The sequence below is a fragment of the Streptomyces sp. NPDC043908 genome, assembly GCF_056435525.1.
In genome coordinates, this window is sequence record NZ_JBWKEI010000015.1 from 58,579 (window position 1) to 76,012 (window position 17,434).

Consider the following 17,434-nt stretch of genomic DNA (forward strand, 5'->3'; position numbering starts at 1 on the left):
CCTTGAACGGACCGGTTGTCAGGCCTTGACCGGACCGGTTGTCAGGCCTTGACCGGCTTGATCTGCCACTGCTGGGCCGCGCTGCCGTTGCAGTACCACAGCTGGGCGTTGGCGCCGTCGGTGGCGGCGCCGCTCTTGATGTCGAGGCAGCGGGCCGCGGTCGCGTGTGCGGGACGCAGCTCGTACAGATCCTTGGCGACATCCACCAGGAACGGGCGCCAGCGCATGTTGGCGCCGCCGCTGCACCACCACTGCTGGATGTTGGAGCCGCCGGCGGTGCCGCTGTTCTCCACTTCGAGGCACTTGCCGCTGTGCGCGGGCCGCAGCTCGAGCGTGCCGTCACCGACGGGGGCCATCTCGAAGAGCTGGTTGTCGGCGCCGTCGGCGCAGGTGCTCTGCACCGCGTTGGCTCCGTTGCGCAGGCTGGCCTTGTCGATGGTCAGGCACTTGCCGCTGTGCGCCGCCTGCAACTGCACGGTGGCCACCTCGGGGGCGGCGTTGTTCGTGGTGGTGTCGTCCGCGTGGACGGCGGTGACGGTGCCCGCCAGGGCTGCCAGGCCGGCGGTGGCGGCCAGCGCGGCTCGGATGATCCGGGACATCGGGTGTTCCGTTCTGTTCAGGTCTGCGAAGGAGTGGGGCCGGTGGGGCCGGTCGGGCCGGATCAGGGCGCGAGCGGGGAGACCAGCTTCCAGCTGGCGTCCTGGGCGAAGTCCTTGCCGCCGTCGAAGCGGTTCTTCCCGTCCTTGCCGGCGCCGTAGACGTCACCGGCGAAGTGGCGCAGCCAGCGCCCCGGCTGGCTCGCCGACTCGAAGGACTTGCCCGAGCCGGAGAGGCCCGGGCGGGCGCACCAGGTGGCGGCCTGGGCCGAGCCGTCGCTGCCGTCGTGCGCGGCGGCCACGACCCGCTGGCCCTTCAGCGTCAGGTAGGAGCCGCGGTCGCGGGCGGACTCGAAGGAGTAGCAGTCGGCCTTCTTGGCGAGGGAGGGCACGACGACCCAGGTGGCGTCCTCGCGGTCGGCCTGCTTGCCCTTGGCGGCAACGGGCGCGACGAAGGCCTCGCCGGCGTCCACCTTCGACTGCCGGATGAAGAAGCCGGCGGGCTTGCCGGCGGCGGGCTGGAGCGACTGGCGCATCGCGCGGTACTGGTTCGTTTCCTTGAGGAAGTCGACGACCTCCTCGTCCGTACCGGTCAGCGCCTTGTTGGCCTTGGTGACGAACCAGGGGTTGACCCCGGTCTTCGCCAGGGCGGCCGCTATCTGCTTCAGGCGCAGCTTGTTGGCCTCGGCGATCTGCTTGCGGCGGTTCTCCGCGTCGGTCTTGTACGCCTTCTCCGCGCCGGTGTGGATGAACTCGCTCCAGTCGGCGGCGCTCTGGCTCAGGGCCGCCTTCTGGGCGGCCGCGTACAGCTCGGGGCCGTTGGCGGCGACGGCCTGGCGCAGCAGTTCGCGGATGAAGTTGTCGTCACTGAGCCCGAGCATGGCTTCGGAGGGCGTGAGGTTGAACAGCGCGGCGGTGGCCTTGCGCGCGGCCAGCTCCTGCTGGCGCCGGGCCTCCTCGCGGTTCTTCTCCTCCAGCTCCTTGAGCTCGGCCGCCACATCGCGCTGGTGGGCCTCGCGGGCGCCGTTGGTGATGAACTCGCGCCAGGCGGCCGCGTCACCGGCGAGCGCCGCCGCGGCGGCGGCCTTGACCTGGGGGCCGGAGGCAGAGTGCTTCATGATGGCGCGGACGAAGTTGTCGTCGCTCAGTGCCAGCAGGTCGGGGCTGTTGGGGATGCCCACCGCGATCAGCGCCTGCGACTTGGCGAAACGGTCGGCACGGGCCGCGGCCTCGCGCTCCTGCTCGCGCTTCTTGTCGGTCGCGTACGCCTCGTGGATGCCGCTGGCGATGAACCGTACGTGGGCCTCCGCGTCGGGGCTGAGCATGGCCTCCTCGGCCGCCATCCGCACCGCTTCGTACTTCTCGCCGCCCTCGCGGGCCTTGCGCCACAGCTCCTGGATGAAGTCCAGGTCACCGCGCTGGAGCACGTCCCAAGTGGCGTCCAGGCCGACGACCGCGGCCGCCTCCACGCGCTGCTTCTCGTCGGTGCCGACGGCGGCGGCCGCGGCCACGGCCTGCGCGGGCCTGGCGATGGCGATGCCGGGCGCGGCCACACCGGCCACGGCGGCCAGAGCGGTGGTGGTGACGACGCCGCGGGTGATGACCCGGCGCATGCGCGCAGGGGTGATGTCTTGCTTGTCCATGCTGGTTCGACTAGCCCTTTTCATCACGTAATGCCCCCGTAAGTAAAGGGGAGATGAAGGCGAAGTCTTGAAGAGTCACCCGATAGGAGTCAAACCGGACTAGAGGGATATGATCTCGTCCAACACACCTAAAAATTGATTTGCTTTTGCAACTCGATGGGGTGGGCTTGGGCTGCTTTTTACTCACGCCCGGTAGGGGCAGATGGGCCGCGACAGCACCTTCGGCCGCAGCCGGACCAGCGCAGCTCAAGGCGGCCGGTGCCCCGGACGAACGTGCCCCCGATCCCGCGTGACGCGCCACCGCACGCCGAGCCCCCGACCGACGGCGTCGACAGCTTCCTGAACTGTACGTACGGGCCTCTTTGCAGCCCCGCAGCCGGTCCCCGCGTTCTTCCACGTCCCTGACGAGCGCGACGTATGTCTTGCACGCGCCCGGTGACGGGTCGTTCAAGCCGCGGAAGTCATTCGGAGCCGCCGTGGGTGACGTCGCGGTACGTGTCGCCAGCGAACTGGAACCGTTCTCCTCCAAGTCACATAGCGGCTCAGACCGATGCGGATTCACCTGGCCGCCGGCAAGGAAGCCGCCTCACAGTTGAAGGAGACTGCTGCGCCGGTCTGTTCTCGACGTCGAAGCGGGCGGTGGGGTGGGAACGATCCGGACGGGCTGCGGGAGCTTGCCAGACCGCAAGCTGCCCTCGGCGCGTGGACGCCCGCAGGGCGGCGGGTTCGCGTCCCTTGGTGACGAGAAGACCTCCGCCGCGATCGTGTACGGGCTAGGGGGTGGTTGTACCTGGCGTACTCTGCCGTAGCATTTCGGGGCGTCGAACTCGACCGTGCACCGGAGGTTCGTCATCAGGTCCAGGGCCAGCCTGTGGGGCGACTGCCCCGGAAGGTACCGCAACAACCTGACCGGTAACGGCAAGCCCGGCATCCTAGCCGTGGACCATATCGGCAGCCTGTGGCAATACCGCGGAACCGGCGCCCAGACCCCTTCGCCACTCGCATGAAGATCGGCACTGGCTGGAGCACCTACCCCGCACTCATCTGACCCACCATCGGGCAGGTTTGACGACCCTGCAACCGCACTCGCTGAGCGCGCCAAGCGTTTCTTTGCTTGATCTTTTATGTGCTCGCAGTCGCGAACAATGTTCGGCGGTTAGGGTGGCAGCCGCCGGACGAAGGGGGAAACGGTGAGTGACGACGGCAAGGTCCTTGACATCAAGACCGCCGATCTCAAGGCGACAGCACCGACGTTCCACGTGCAGAGCGTGGCGGTGGAGCGGGCTCTGACCACGCTCCGGTCGTCGTTGGCGGCAGCGGGCGCAGCATGGGGCGATGACGACCCGGGCAAGAAGTTCCACGACAAGTACGGCCCGCTGGTCACCCGGATCGAGCAGTCCGCCACGATCATCAAGGACGGCCTGGCCAGCATTCATCTGGCCATGTCGGACATGGCAGACGGACACATCGACAACGACGCCCTGGTCGGCTCCATGTTCCGCAGGGCCGTCCCGAAGCCGCTCGAGCCGCAGGAGGCCGGGAATCACCACCGGGGGCAGGAGCAATGAGTGCCAGTGACAAGGTCCGGGAGATAGTCACCGACGTCACCGGCATCGAGTGGCCCGCCGGTGACGTGGGCAAGCTCCGCAACATCGCCGACGCCTGGCGGAAGTTCGCAGATGACATGGAAGACGTCGCCGCGGCCGCCGACAAGGCAGCTCAGGAGCTCATCCATCACAACAGCGGCGAAGCGATCTCGGCTTTCAACGACCCTTTCTGGCGCCGCTATTACCACGACAAGAAGGGTTGGCTCCAGGACCTCGTCGATGCTCCCCGTGACCTGGCGAAGGGGATCGACCAGTACGCCGACGCCGTCGCGGGCGCAAAGAAGAAGCTCGATCACGAGCTCGAGATCGCCGGCGCCGTGATCGTCGCCGGCACTGCTCTCGCCTTTTTCACGCTGGGCGCGACCGAAGCCGCCGCCGCGACCGCCACGGCTGCGATCGTCGAGATGGCCGCCACCGTGGGGGTTGCCCTCACGACGGAGGTCGCCACCATCGCGGGTGCCGCTTTCGCCACCGCGGCCTTCGCTGGCGTCGAGTCCGTGGCTGTCGACCTCGCTGTCGCCCAGCCCCTGAAGATTGCCGCCGGCCTGCAGGACGGGTTCAGCCTCGACGAAGCCAGCACTGCGGCCACTGACGGGATGCTGTACGGCGGGTTGTTCGGGGCGGGTGGAGCCACTGCGCGCGTCGCGGGCGAATCGGGAGGGTGGGGCAATCTCCTGTCCGGAACCGGCCCGCGCCTCACCCTCGCGGACCTCGCCTACGGTCCCGAGTGGGGCGGTGCCCGCGTTCCGCTGCCGGGCGGGAGAGATCCCCTCCCCGGGGAAATGCCCCCAGGCTATGACCTTCATCAATCGGGGGGTTCGCTCCGCCCGCGTGATGACGGATCGGTTCGCGCATACGAACGTACGGAGACATGGGCCACTGACGCCTACGAATCCTTCCGCTCCGCAGATGACGTCGACGCCCTGGCGGGATCGCTGCAGAATGCCCCGCGCATCCATGGCGGTGAAGGGTTTTCGAGGGATGAGATCGCCGCGGTCAAGCGGCACATATTCGAAGAGACCCACCCCTTGACGTCTTACGACGGTGAGATAGTCCATGCCCGGTACGACCCCAACCCCGACATGGCGGAGGCATGGGTACGCCTGCGGGCCGGTCGCCATACCGACTCCGACCTGCTGCTCTTCGAGCATGAACTCGCCGAGCACCAGTACTATGTCGATCATCCTGGAGCTCCGTACTCAGAAGCTCACGCGGCGGCAAACAAAGTTGCCAACTGGGAGGCGAGCGAGATCACGCCCCCCGGACGCGAGGACTACAACGCCCCTTGGGAGTGAACGATGGCAATCTTCTCTGAAGTCAAGAAAGTCGACGAGAGCGAGCAGGAGGTGCGCTACTCGTTTTCGAATGGCATCGACGCAGAGCGTTTCCTGATCCTCGACAAGATCAACGAAAAACTCCACCCCGAAGACGGCATCGAAAACGTCGTCTACCGGGCTGTCGCCAGAAAGATCGCCACGGCGTGGATCCGAGAGGGGAAGGCGCCCGAGCGATTGACAGTCAACTCCTGAGCCCGAGCCTGACGTCGTGAGTCGCCGTCCGGCAGATCGTGGCGGCCATCCGGTGCACGTGCCAGCGACCTCCACATGCACATGAAGCTCGGTGCACTGGTACCCACCGTCGCCAGGGAACGACGTCCCGGCCGGAGCCCGCACCGCGCGCGTGAGAGCGTTTGGTGCGGTACACCGCCACGGCAATCGGCCTGGCGACCACGCCATTGAGCGAGCCCGCTCGGTACCTCTGGCCCGGCAACCAGGACATCGACGCCCCGAGGCACGGCGACGGAACCTTCGGACGTGTACGCCGCCTGACCGATGGCTGGAACTTCACTCAGACCACTACCGGCGACTTCAACGGCGACGGCAAGATCGACCTCATCGCCCAGGACTCCGCCAAGAACCTCCAGCTGTGGACAGGCCGGGGCAACGGTGCGTTCGACCGCGCCCGCCGCCTGACCGGCGGCTGGGACTTCACCCAGACCACTGCGGGTGACTTCAACGGCGACGGCAGAACCGACCTCGTCGCCCAGGACAGCCGAAGCGACCTCTGGATCTGGAAGGGCAAGGGAGACGGCACCTTCCGCGGCAAGGAACTCCTCAGCCGCAACTGGGCCAGCACCCAGACCACTGCGGGACCCTTCCGCGGCCCGGGCCGTGACTACCTCATCGCCCGCAGCGACACCACTGGCGACCTCAACCAGTGGATTACCACAAACCCGCAGCTCACCAACCCCCTTCGACTCACCGACAACTGGTAACGGCACTATCAGGGCCAAGGTTCTTGCCCCTGCCTCAAAGACCCCTTCTGCATCGCCCGAACCCTTGGGCTCCACCGAGCGAAACAGCCGTGCCGGACAGCGACGCTGCCCGGCACGGGCGCTCATAACCGGATAGCCCTGGCGAGGCTGCCGCATGCCGGCCGCACTTCCGTTCCGACGGCAGGGTGTGCGTACATCCGCGCACACCCCCTGCCAGGTCGTCTCGACCACTGCCTGACACAGCAACCCGTACGAGGAGAACCACCGATGACGCCCTCCCGCCCGCGCAGGTACCGGGGGATGACACGTATACGCGGGACGGTGATGGTGGCGACAGGGCTGTCGGCCGCCCTGTTCGCCGTCGACACCTCCGCCGCGGCGGCCGCCCAGCGGTCCCCGGCGTCATCGCCCGTCGCCGCCACCCGCTTGGCGGCGGCCGAGTGGACCCGTACCTGGGGCACGGCCCTCGGCACGGCGGCCCCCTCCGCCGAGTCCAAGGTCACCGGACGGCAGACGATCCGCATGGTGGTGCACACCAGCATCGCCGGCAGCTCCGCACGCATCCATCTGGCCAACACCTTCAGCACAGAACCCGTGACGATCGGGCACGCCACGATCGCCCGCCAGGACCAGGGTGCCGCCGCCCAGGACACCCACGTGTCCCTGTCGTTCGGCGGTACGCGTCAAGCGGTGATCGCACCGGGCGAGAGCATCGACAGCGACCCCGTGGACTTTCCCGTCAAGGCCGACGAGAACCTCCTCGTCAGCCTGTACCTGCCCGAGCCGGTGACCACCGTGCCGTACCACCAGTACACGCTGACGACTTCGTACGCGTCGGCGCCGGGGGATGACTCCGACCTCGCCGCAGCGAGCGGCTCCAAGAGCTTTCCCGCGCGCTTCCCGCACTGGGCCTACCTCAGCGGGCTGGACGTGACCGCCAGTGCCGGCGGTGGCACCGTCGTGGCGATCGGTGACTCGCAGACCGACGGCGGGCACACCACTCCCGACACGAACCGGCGGTGGACCGACGCCTACAGCCGGGCGCTGCAACAAGGAGGGCGTCCCAGCGGCGTCGTCAACGCCGGGATCTCTGGCAACCGCCTGCTGACCGACAGCACCGGTGCCCGCGCCGTGTACGGGCCCGCGCTGGTCCGCCGCTTCGACCGCGACGCCCTGGAACAGCCCAACGCCACGCATCTGATCCTGTACTCCGGCGTCAACGACGTCCTGTACAACGAGGCCACCAGCGAGGCCCTCGTGGCGGCGGTCCGCGACCTCGCGAAGCGTGCGCACGCCGCCGGCCGCACCCTCACCGTCGCCACCCTCCCCGCGTTCGAGGGGAATCCGGACTACAGCGCGGCCAAGGAGCAGGTGCGCCAGGAGTACAACCGCTACATCCGCACGACCCGGGACATCGACAGTTACGTCGATTTCGACCGGGCCACGCGCGACCCGCTCAACCCCACGCGGCTTTTCGCCGGCTACTACACCCGCGGCGACGACCGGCTGCACCTCAACGACAACGGCAACCAGGCGATGGCCGACGTACTGGCTCCCGCCCCGGCCACCCGTCCTGCTCCGCGCTACTCCCAGACCACGGCCGCCGACTTCAACCGGGACGGCACCGCGGATCTCATCGCCCGGGACAGCCAGGGGGCGCTGTACCTGTGGCCCGGCAATCAGGACATCGACGCCCCGGGCCACGGTGACGGTACCTTCGGTGGTCCGCGTCAGCTGACCGGAGGCTGGAGCTTCACCGAGACCACCGCCGCCGACTTCACCGGCGACGGCAAACCCGACCTCATCGCCAAGGACACCGCCAACAACCTCCACCTGTGGACCGGCCGAGGCGACGGCACCTTCGACCGCCCCCGCCAGCTCACCACCGGCTGGAACTTCACCGAAACCACCGCCGCCGACTTCACCGGCGACGGCAAACCCGACCTCATCGCCAAGGACACCGCCAACAACCTCCACCTGTGGACCGGCCGGGGGGACGGCACCTTCGGCGGCCCGCGTCAGCTGACCGGGGGCTGGAGCTTCACCGAGACCACTGGCGCGGACCTCACCGGCGACGGCAAACCCGACCTCATGGCCAAAGACAGCCGGGCCGATCTGTACCTGTGGAGGGCGAACGCCGACGGCACCTTCCGCTCCAAGGAGCTTCTGAGCCACGACTGGAACTACACGCAGACCACCCCCGGCGCCTTCCGCGAGCCGGGCCGCGACCACCTCATCGCCCGCAGCGACGCCACCGGCGAGCTCGACCAGTGGGTGAACGACGGGACCGCTCAGCTCACCAGCCGGCTGCGGCTCACCGGCGGGTGGTAACACCCGGAGAGCAAGGGACCACTGACATCGGCGGGCCGCACCTCACGGAGCGTCCCGCCGAACATGAAGGGATACCTTACGGCGGTCTCTGCCCGTACAACGCCGCGGAAGCTCTCTGCGAACCCGATCATGGGGTCCTCCTGACGGCCCGGCTCGCCGGCCCAGCAGGGCAGACGTCCCACGTGGGGAAACCGGCCCACTTCACCAGCATCAGCATGCGGCCCCGTACCGTCGAGGCCGCCTCCTGGACGGCGAACCCCGACGAGATGTGATCTCATCGAGGTCACCGATCCGGGTGCTTCCCTTTGGCTCACATGGTCGGTACGGCCAGGCCAGAAGCCAACTCCGGGTGCTGGCGCTTCAATTCGTCGACAAGTACCCGAAGCGGCGAGGTGGTGCTCACGTTGGTGGCGACGACCCGAAGCGGCAGCACGATGCTTTCCCCGGACCGCAGCCCCAACCGCACTCCCCGCATATCCACCTGCTTCCGCGCCCCGAAAACTCGGACGTTCGCCTCCTCCTTGATCACGACCGCCGAGACGATGTCCTCCACACGGACGGAACCAGAGGGTGAGAGGCCACTCTTCACCCCGCCCCGTGGGGTCTTCCAAGCTATGGCCTCGGCGTCGACGCGGACCCAGATTTGAGAGGGTAGCGACAAAAACCGCACGACGACGAGCAGCGCCAGGAGCCCGAGGAACACCTGAGCCAGTACAGACGACAGACTCACGGCTACTGCGATCAATGCGCCGCCGAGGAAGAGAGAAACGTTTCTCGCTTGTCGCATCGTGTACATTCGGATCTTCAACTGAACTCCATGTCGTGAACGACTTCACACCGTAAAGTCCCTGCGAGTCGGCCATCACACAAGGCACTTATAAGGGAATTCAACAACTTCCATCTGCAGCAATGCATCTGAAGCGGACACCCAATTTACAGGCCGCCGCCTCACGCCAAGGTTGCCTAGCAAATAACTATAGCCTCTCCCGCGCCTAAAGTTGAGAGTACTCAATCGAGCACGCTCACGATGCCCGGAATCTCATCCTGTGACACTTTTATGCTCACTTCAGCGAGTAACGCTAGGCCGTTCGGAGTCAAAATATCCGCCACACATGGCGCCGCATCTGCATAACCACCGATGCAAGCCGGTACGCAATGCGCGCAATACTCGACGAGCTGCGATTAGCCCGGGTTGTGGCCACTCGGGGGAAGCTGGAGAGGACACCTCGCAAGCACCTGGCCCCCGCCAAAATTTACTGCGCCTCGGGCGACCCTTGTCGCAACCGGACTCTTCCGCATCATAGCCCGCGTGGTCTTGAAAGCAGTCCCGCCGACCGGGACGGAACCGTGTCCACACACACAAGAGAAGACGCCCCTGCGGCGCGGCGCTGCTCCGACGCCGAAAATTGCACCGATTGCCGTAACTACACCTTTGGTTCGCAGCGCCGGGTGCCGACCGGCGAGCCGCACGGCCCGTGCGTAGTCGCCTTTCGAAAGGACCAAGTTTTAGACCAACGACCCTCTATCAGGAGTACATCCGCAACTAAACCGGGACGGTAAAGACCCTCGCGCTCCCACTACTTGGGCACCTTACTCTCTAAAAGTCCTCACGCGGCCCCGTCGTCGATGACAGTTGCGCGCACTCCGAGGACCAAGTTCTCCATCGCTTCTGGCATTCGACCGAAAGAGGCCAGCCACGTCTCGACGAGATAGATCGAGCTGTCCTCGTCGATACCCAAGAAGAATCTCCCCAAATCGTGCACACCGATGGGAAAGATCGAGCGACCGATGTGCTCACTCCAATCCATGAATCGGTCCTCCTCACCCAGGCATTGCATAGGATCAAACTCAAATGGTTCTCGAGATCGACTAACGCCCGGGCCTGAAATGTCGACGGCAATGCCACCAAACTCCGCCAAAAAGCCCCGTGCAGCCGGATGCGCATGCAGCCCAGTTGACTCGAAATATTCGAGCCACGACTTTGTATCAACACTCCTTCCCTGAAACCAACCAGCAGAACTGAGCTCGCGTTCCACCTCTGCGGAAAATTCAACCATTGAGTCCCTCGAATTTCATTTCGAACGCATCCTCAAGCGCCACACAACTGTTACAGGGCCCGACAACCATTCCGTGCTTAGCGTGCTCCACCGAGTTTCGCACAGTGACAGCCGCCGCACGAGCTCCGGTCGGATCGAACCCATCATTCAAGGCCTGCGATACGCACACCGCCAAGCCGCATCTGCCATGCCCCTGGCCACGCTCCAGCACGGGGATCGCCTCCAAAATCTCCTGGACATCAGGATGCAGATCTGGCGCCGCTCCTCGCACACTCGGACTGGAATAGATCTTTCCGTTCGGTAGCCGTATCGCCTCTGCTACCGCGGGACGCGCCCTCCCGGGTGTAACTGTCGAAGCCTTGTCCGCCTCGCTACGCGCGGCGGACATGACCTCACGCCCTTCCTGACGCGAAGCCGCCGCCCCCGCCTCCCCCTCGGCCCCCGACTTCGAGACCGCCTTGGAGATGCCCTTGGCGACCTTCGCCGCCGCGCCGACCACTGCCGCGCCGGCTCCCACCGCCGCCAGGGCTTCGCCGCCCGCTGATATCACGGCCCCGGCCGCTGCGGCTGTCGCTCCGAATGTGGCTCCTTCGGCGGCTCCGGTGGCCGCCGCCATCATCACTCCGGCGCAGGCGACGCCTGCCGGGGTGACGCAGGCCGCGACCACCGCCACGATCACCACCGTGATCACGACGACCACGGCGACCGTCTCGATCTTGTCCCAGACCTTCTGCCACCAGTGGTGGTGCTTGGGCTTCTTGGGCGGTGCGGGCCGGGTGTCGTACACGGTGCCGGTCGTGGCCGTGTATGTGGCGTACGCGTCCTCGCTCTTCGTCTCCGGCGTGGAGTCCCGGCCGCACTTCTCCGGGTTGAAGTCGCAGATCGTCTGCCCGGTCGGGTCCGCGTTGTTCAGCGGGGAGTTGTCCGCGTACGCGTAGCCGTTCAGCGCCTGGGGGTCGGCCGCGTCGAAGACCGGGTCCACCGACAGGAAGCGGCCCAGGTTCGGGTCGTACTCGCGGGCGCCCAGGTTGGTCAGGCCCGTGTCCGTGTCCACGGTCCCGCCCACGAAGCCCTTGTCGCCGGGCCAGGTGGCGGGAGTCGGGCCGCCCCGGTTCTGGCCGAACGGGGCCGTCGGCCGGCGCTGGACCGTGAGCGTCGCCGAGTCCACGGCGACGTTGTCCGTGCCGTGCGGGTCGGAGGCCAGGTAGGTGAGGCGGCCGTCGCTCGTGCGGGCCAGGGTCAGGGAGCCCGGGACGCCGTAGTAGCGGGTGGCGCTCGTCGCGTTGGTGTCCTTGTTCAGGACCACTTCGGTGCCCGGCAGGTACAGCGTCGACGTCGTCGGGTCGTGGCGCAGCAGCTGGTTGCCGTCCGCGTCGTAGACGAAGTCCGTGCCCTTCTCCGTCTGGGTCTTGGTGACCGTGTCGAGTTTGCCCTCGTCGGTCCAGGTGAAGTTCTGCGTGCCCGCGACTGTGGTGTGGGCGGTGGTGTTGCCGGATTCGTCGTAGGCGAAGGTCTCCGTGCTGGTGCCCGTGGCCGGGCTGCTGGACGTCAGGGACTGCAGGGCGTGCGGATGCGGCTGTCCGGCCGCCGGGTAGGTCTGGGCGCGGGTGACGTCCTTCGTGGTGTCACCGGTGACGTCGTGGTCGACCTGGCTCGTGCGGTTGCCGGTCAGGTCGTATCCGTAGGACTGCCAGTACGGTTTCGGGCCGCCCAGGTTGGCCGCGCTCGGCGTGGTGTGGGTGCAGCCGCCGATGCCCGCGGCCTTCGGGGCGGGCTCCGTGGTGGTGCCGCCCTTGTCGGTCCACGCCTCGGTGAGCCGGTTCAGGTAGTCGTAGCTGAAGCACTGCGTGTCGGTCTGGCCGGTGTCCTGGACGTCCGAGGCGGAGGTGACCGCGCCGGACGGGGTGTAGGTGTAGCTGGTGACGTCGACCGGCGTGGTGCCGTTCTCCTTGTCGAGTGTCGACTTGAGCACCCGGCCGGTGGCGGGGTCGTAGCTGTTGGTCTGCGAGACCTGCTTGGGCACGTCGCCGAGGAGGCTGCGCTGGACCTGGCCGTACGGCGTGTACCACATGCCGCTGATGTAGTCGGCTCCTCCACCGACCAGCATCGGCTTGCCGGCGAGGTTGTAGGAGTAGTAGACGGGCTCGGCGGCCAGGCCTCCCGCGGCGGGCATGGTGGCGGTGTCCAGCAGACCGGTGTTCGGCGTGTACGCCGCGGTGGTGGTGTAGGTGCCGGCCAGTTTGCCCTCGGCCGCGGGGATCGTGACCGTGCTGCCGGTGGGACGGTACGCCACGTCGTAGCCGGTGACCGCGTTGGTGTACGCGTTGCCGTTGCTGTAGCGGGTCGACGATGTCGGCTGTCCCTTGACCAGGGTGTCGTACGTCCACGAGGCCAGCTTCGTACCGCTCGTCGACCCGGCGTACTCGGCCGTCTTGCGGCCCAGTTCGTCGTAGGTGAACGCCAGTGTCTTGTGGCGGGCGTCCGTGACGGAGGTGAGCCGGTCGAGGTCGTCGTACCCGTAGGTGGTGGTGCCGGTGTCCGGGTCCGTGGAGGAGGCCCTGCGGCCGCGCTGGTCGAAGGTGGTGCTCCACTTGTTGCCCGCGCTGTCGGTCACCTGGTCCTGGTTGCCTGACGCGTCGTAGTGGTAGCGCGTGACGTCGGACGGGCCGGTGGGCGTGCCTCCGTGGTACTGGCGGAGCTCGACCGTGCGGCCGCGGGCGTCGGTGAGGGTGCTGGTCGCCGAGGCGCCGGGCGGCGGGGTGACGTCGACGCGGTCGACGCCGGGGTACGCGGTGCTGCTGCGCCACTGTTCCACGGCGAGGCTGGAGAGGGTCTGCGCCACGGGGCGGCCCATGCCGTCGTAGAACGTGCCGGTCTGCGACGGCACCTGGTCGTCGTTGACAACGAACAGCGAGGGGGTGGGGTTGGTGGTGTTGTAGTAGGGGGCGTTGGTCTTCACCGTCCAGCCATGGGTGTCGTAGAAGGTGTCCGACACCAGCCGGCCGGTGCCGCCGTCGGCACTGCTCTGCTGCTCCTGGCGCAGCCGCAGCAGCCCGTCGTACAGCTTGTGGTCGATCGTGTAGGAGTTGTCCTCGCGGAGCGTCTCGCTGGTGACGACGCTGGGGGTGCCCTTGTTGAGCGCGTAGGTGAAGCGCTTGTTGGCGCTCTTGCTCGCCTTGGGCCGGCCGGGCAGCCAGACGGCCGCGAGTCTTCCGAGCGGGTCGTACGCCAGGTCGGTGATGCGGCCGTTGGCGTCGGTCGTGGTCAGCGGGGCGGCCCGCAGCGGGTCATAGGTGGTGGTGCTCTTCCAGCCCGTGGTGGCCGGGGCCACGACCGGCTGGGTGCTCGTGGCGGAGGTCGGCAGCACGCCGGTCGCCGGGCTGTAGGCGGTGGACGTGGTGGCGCCGAGCGCGTCGGTCACGCTCGTCACGCGGCCGTAGCTGTCGTAGGTGCTCGTGCCGATGGTCTTGAACTGGGCGGTGCCGGAACTGTCGTAGTGGTCGAGGACCTGGGTGGACGTGGCGTCGCCCGTGCCCAGGACGTAGCCGAACGGCTTGTTGTCGTACATGCTGCGGTTGTCCGCGAGCGTGTTGTCCGCGTTCGGCGTGCTGTCACAGCTTCCGGCGATCTTGATGACCTCGGACGGGAAGGCCATCATGTTGGCCCAGGGCGTCGCGTTCTGCGCGTAGCTGGTCTTCGTGCAGACTTCCGGCGTCGCCGAGGTGCCGTCGCCCTTGTCGTCGACCGCGACGACGCGTCCGTCCGTGTCGTACGAGGTGTCGATCTCCGAGGTGCGCCAGGTCTTGGCGGCGCGCAGCGCACTCGTCTGAACCTTGGCGGTGCCCCCGAGCCGGGCGGTCAGGTCGGGCAGACCGGCCCGTTTGTGGGTCGCGGTGACGCGGCCTTCCCAGGGGGTACGGAAGGTGGCTTCCTGGATGGATCCGCCGGCCGTGTCGTAGGCCCGGCTCTCACGGACGACACCGGCCAGCTGATCGTCGTCGGTCACCGAGACGCCCGCGGAGTCCGTGACGGTGACCGACTTGTGGGAACCGTCGGCCTTCAGGTCCCCGTTCATACCGCGCAGGTAGAGGGAGGAGCTTTGCGTCAGTACCTGGGGTGCGGTGCCGGTGTGGGTGACGACCTCTGCGTAGCCGCGGAACTGGCCCCAGCTGCGGTTCTTGGGGTCCATCAGTTCTTCGTCGTCGTGGTGCCAGGCCGCGCCGCCCCGGTACTCGTACGAGGTGGACTTGGCGGCGGCGCCGAGCGTGGAGTTGTCGACCTCGGTGACCTGTTCGACCACATACTTGTGGAACCAGTCCAGGGTCGGGGCGCTCGCGCCCTGCGGGACCCAGTACACGGGGTAGCAGGCCATGGTGTTGCTGTCGGGCGAAGCGGGCATGTGGGTGCCCTTGACGCACTCCGGCGACTTGTAGGTGATATTGATCTGGGCGCCGGCTTCGGTGACGATCGCCTTGACCCGGTAGCGGTTGATCGGCGGGATGTTGTCGATGGTCGTGTCGACCCGGTTGGCAAGCCGTGTCCCGTAGAAGGTGACGGCGGGCAGCCCGAGCGTGCCGCCGTCCTTGCCGGTGTGGGTGATCGACGCGAGCCACAGGCCCGGCTTGTTGGTGTCGCCCGTGGCCGGGAACTGGTGGGTGAGGTCGTAGGTGTCCGCCTGGGAGTACGCCGAGCCGACCAGCACCTGGGTGGTGATGGCCGCGAGCCGCCTGGTGGTCCAGAACGATGGCGCGTGGTTGGAGCACGTGCCGGTCGAGGCGCAGTTCTGGTCGAACGGCACATCGGGCCAGTGGGTGGCGGTGCTCGCGGTGGGCGGCGTGTCGGGACAGGTGAACGTCGAGTCGGAGACACAGCGCTCGGACGTGGCGAAGACGATCTGGGCGGCGGCCTTGCTCCCGGCGACCGCGTCCGGCACCCGCTGCCCGTAGGAGATGGTGGTGAGGTACCCGCCGCGGATGTACGGCGTCAGGGTGTTGGAGGTGCCGCGCGCGTAGTAGTTGGACTCGGTCTTGTACGTGTACGTCGTCACGTTCTGGTTGGGGTCCACCACGAAGTCGAGGGACCAGTGCCACGCCTGCTGGCACCAGGAGGTGTCGAACGTGTCCCCGTGGCAGGGCTCCCCGGTGTTGTTGCCGAAGACGGGGGCGGTCCAGGTGGAGTTGGTGGTGGGCGTGGTGGTGCTGCCGGGCGCGTGGTTGAGGCCGAAGTAGTACTGGGTGCCGTTGGTCGTGGTGACCTTCCAGTACTCGCCGTTCTGGGCGCCGTTCGTCGCGCCGGTGAGGTGCTCCACCCGCGAGCCGTCGTCGCCGCTCTCACGCCAGATGCCGGTCGTGTCGTCCTTCACCAGCTTGACCGTGCGACCGCCGAGCGACAGCGTCGCGTTGTCGGTCGCCCAGCAGTTGTCGCCGACCGTGTTGGGCTGGCCGTCCTTGGAGCACGGCTTGTACGAGCGCTCGACGTAGCCGGGCTGGTAGTCCCAGCCGTCGCCGATCCATGAGGCCTGGTTGTTGGTCGCGGCGGTACGGCCGTCGATGCTGGAGGAGTCGTACGACAGCGCAACCGAAGGCGCGGAACCGCCCAGCGGCGGGGGCACGCCGATCGGGTACGTCCAGGTGAAGTCGCCGGAGGAGGTGCCCGCGCTCCAGCTTCCGGAGGGGGAGAGCGCGGTGGCGCCGTAGGTGCCGCCGGCTCCGGCGGGGCCGGCCGTCGCGGCGAGCACGAGCGGCTGGGCGCTGCCTGTCGTGGCGGCGCCCGGCAGCGCGACGTCGGCCACCAGGCGGTGGTTCTCAAAGTCGTTACGGAAAGGCAGGGGCTTGGACGTGCGGCATGCCGGGGAGTGCGGCGTCGTCATGGCGCAGGCGGGCAGCTGGACCAGCTGGAGGCGGGCCGCGTAGTCACCGCCGTAGGCGTCGGCGAAACCGGTGTAGTCCAGACCGACCGAGGCCTTGCCGCCCGTCTGGCGCGGCGCGCTGTCGGTCAGGGAGAACATTGCGCCATTGACCCCGGCGCGCTGCGCGGCGGTACGGCCCGCGACCGCAACGGTGACGGCTGTGGGTGTGGGTGTGCCGGTGGCTTGGTTCGTGCGCTGTTTGGTCAGCGCGCCCGGGCGGCCGACCCATACCGGGGTTCCGGCCGCATGGGCCGGGCCGGGCTCGGCATAGGGCAGCCTCGTGACCGACTGCCGCGAGGGCGCCTGCGGGGGCGCGCTGTTGTCGGCCGCCGGATTGACCTGGACACGGGTCGCGGACGGCCAGGTCACCGACAGCGGACGGTACTTGGCAGGAGACGACCCGCGAGTACCGGAGGGCGCGGCGGCCTGGTGCGGCTCGACGTCGTGCCCCGGCACCGAGTGCGCCTTGTCCAGTGGCCGCGGCGACCACTGCTTGGGCAGATGGTGCCCCTGAGCGAGCACCGGCGCCCCGGACAGCAGCGTCAGAACCAACGCGAAACAGGCGGCCAATGCCACCGTGTCCCGGGTTCTGCCCGCACGTCGAATCCGGCCAAAAAATTGCGAGAAATACCCGCCCCTGCTTCTCACTACAGTCCCCACCCCAGCAAGCAAAAGAGACCGGAAAACTAGCAGCGGAAAGGTTCTGCTCACCCCATGCGAGCGCAAAGAGTGAGCAAATTAAGGACTCAAATCCCTTACTGAGGCGCTAGATGACCCAGATCGGACACTTCACAGAAGGTCCACTGGCCCACCACACAACGGGCAGGACAATTCAGGACGTAAGCCTCTACACCTGCGCGATGAAGCCTGAGGCGTCCGTGCCACTCCCCATGGAGCGCAAGTCCGACTTAGCCGCTATACATCCATTCAACCCATTGACGATGCAGACCGTCATGAAACCACGCGCTGAATGTCTGACTCCCCGTATATGCTCCCCGGGCGCTCGCTGAATTAGCG

At 67.4% G+C, this 17,434-nt stretch carries 10 protein-coding genes; 5 read left to right on the forward strand and 5 right to left on the reverse strand.

The window, feature by feature from the left end; genetic code table 11:
• Window positions 1-41: 41 nt before the first annotated feature.
• Together AC069K_RS28605 and AC069K_RS28610 are read right to left on the reverse strand one after the other, a co-directional pair.
• Complete coding sequence (locus AC069K_RS28605) at window positions 42-599, reverse strand: RICIN domain-containing protein (RefSeq protein WP_478621199.1); 558 nt, start codon at window positions 597-599, stop codon at window positions 42-44.
• A 62-nt stretch (window positions 600-661) separates the two neighbouring features.
• Window positions 662-2,239 carry an AbfB domain-containing protein gene (locus AC069K_RS28610; protein WP_478621201.1) on the reverse strand — a complete coding sequence of 526 codons (1,578 nt, stop codon included), beginning with the start codon at window positions 2,237-2,239 and terminating at the stop codon, window positions 662-664.
• A gap of 1,190 nt (window positions 2,240-3,429) precedes the next feature.
• Here AC069K_RS28610 and AC069K_RS28615 point away from each other — a divergent pair.
• The 5 genes from AC069K_RS28615 to AC069K_RS28635 all read left to right on the forward strand — a co-directional run bounded on the left by AC069K_RS28615 (window position 3,430) and on the right by AC069K_RS28635 (window position 8,452).
• Window positions 3,430-3,807, forward strand: a complete 378-nt coding sequence (locus AC069K_RS28615; protein WP_478621203.1) for a hypothetical protein — start codon at window positions 3,430-3,432, stop codon at window positions 3,805-3,807.
• Window positions 3,804-5,141, forward strand: coding sequence for a WXG100-like domain-containing protein (locus AC069K_RS28620; protein ID WP_365107581.1), 1,338 nt, complete (start codon window positions 3,804-3,806; stop codon window positions 5,139-5,141). Before AC069K_RS28615 ends, AC069K_RS28620 begins: the two co-directional genes overlap by 4 nt.
• A 3-nt stretch (window positions 5,142-5,144) precedes the next feature.
• The gene (locus AC069K_RS28625; RefSeq protein WP_365107579.1) at window positions 5,145-5,375 is read left to right on the forward strand and encodes a hypothetical protein; all 231 of its coding nucleotides are present in this window, start codon (window positions 5,145-5,147) and stop codon (window positions 5,373-5,375) included.
• Window positions 5,376-5,581: 206 nt separating this feature from the next.
• Window positions 5,582-6,121, forward strand: a complete 540-nt coding sequence (locus AC069K_RS28630; RefSeq protein WP_478621205.1) for an FG-GAP repeat domain-containing protein — start codon at window positions 5,582-5,584, stop codon at window positions 6,119-6,121.
• 300 nt (window positions 6,122-6,421) lie between these two features.
• Window positions 6,422-8,452, forward strand: coding sequence for an FG-GAP-like repeat-containing protein (locus tag AC069K_RS28635; RefSeq protein WP_478621207.1), 2,031 nt, complete (start codon window positions 6,422-6,424; stop codon window positions 8,450-8,452).
• 310 nt (window positions 8,453-8,762) lie between these two features.
• On the opposite strand, the gene AC069K_RS28640 is transcribed toward AC069K_RS28635, so the two are convergent.
• From AC069K_RS28640 to AC069K_RS28650, 3 genes are all read right to left on the reverse strand, one after another.
• Entirely contained in the window at window positions 8,763-9,260 is a 498-nt protein-coding gene (locus tag AC069K_RS28640; protein WP_365107573.1) for a hypothetical protein, read from the reverse strand.
• Between the two features lie 799 nt (window positions 9,261-10,059).
• Window positions 10,060-10,509, reverse strand: a complete 450-nt coding sequence (locus tag AC069K_RS28645) for an SUKH-3 domain-containing protein (protein WP_478621210.1) — start codon at window positions 10,507-10,509, stop codon at window positions 10,060-10,062.
• Window positions 10,502-16,969 carry an RHS repeat-associated core domain-containing protein gene (locus AC069K_RS28650; RefSeq protein WP_478621212.1) on the reverse strand — a complete coding sequence of 2,156 codons (6,468 nt, stop codon included), beginning with the start codon at window positions 16,967-16,969 and terminating at the stop codon, window positions 10,502-10,504. The genes AC069K_RS28645 and AC069K_RS28650 overlap by 8 nt, the downstream gene beginning before the upstream one ends.
• Window positions 16,970-17,434: the final 465 nt, after the last annotated feature.

Coding starts and splice junctions, on each gene's coding strand:
- AC069K_RS28605 (WP_478621199.1), bottom strand. CDS start 599: ATGTCCCGGATCATCCGAGCCGCGCTGGCCGCCACCGCCGGCCTGGCA.
- AC069K_RS28610 (WP_478621201.1), bottom strand. CDS start 2,239: ATGGACAAGCAAGACATCACCCCTGCGCGCATGCGCCGGGTCATCACC.
- AC069K_RS28620 (WP_365107581.1), top strand. CDS start 3,804: ATGAGTGCCAGTGACAAGGTCCGGGAGATAGTCACCGACGTCACCGGC.
- AC069K_RS28625 (WP_365107579.1), top strand. CDS start 5,145: ATGGCAATCTTCTCTGAAGTCAAGAAAGTCGACGAGAGCGAGCAGGAG.
- AC069K_RS28635 (WP_478621207.1), top strand. CDS start 6,422: ATGACACGTATACGCGGGACGGTGATGGTGGCGACAGGGCTGTCGGCC.
- AC069K_RS28645 (WP_478621210.1), bottom strand. CDS start 10,509: ATGGTTGAATTTTCCGCAGAGGTGGAACGCGAGCTCAGTTCTGCTGGT.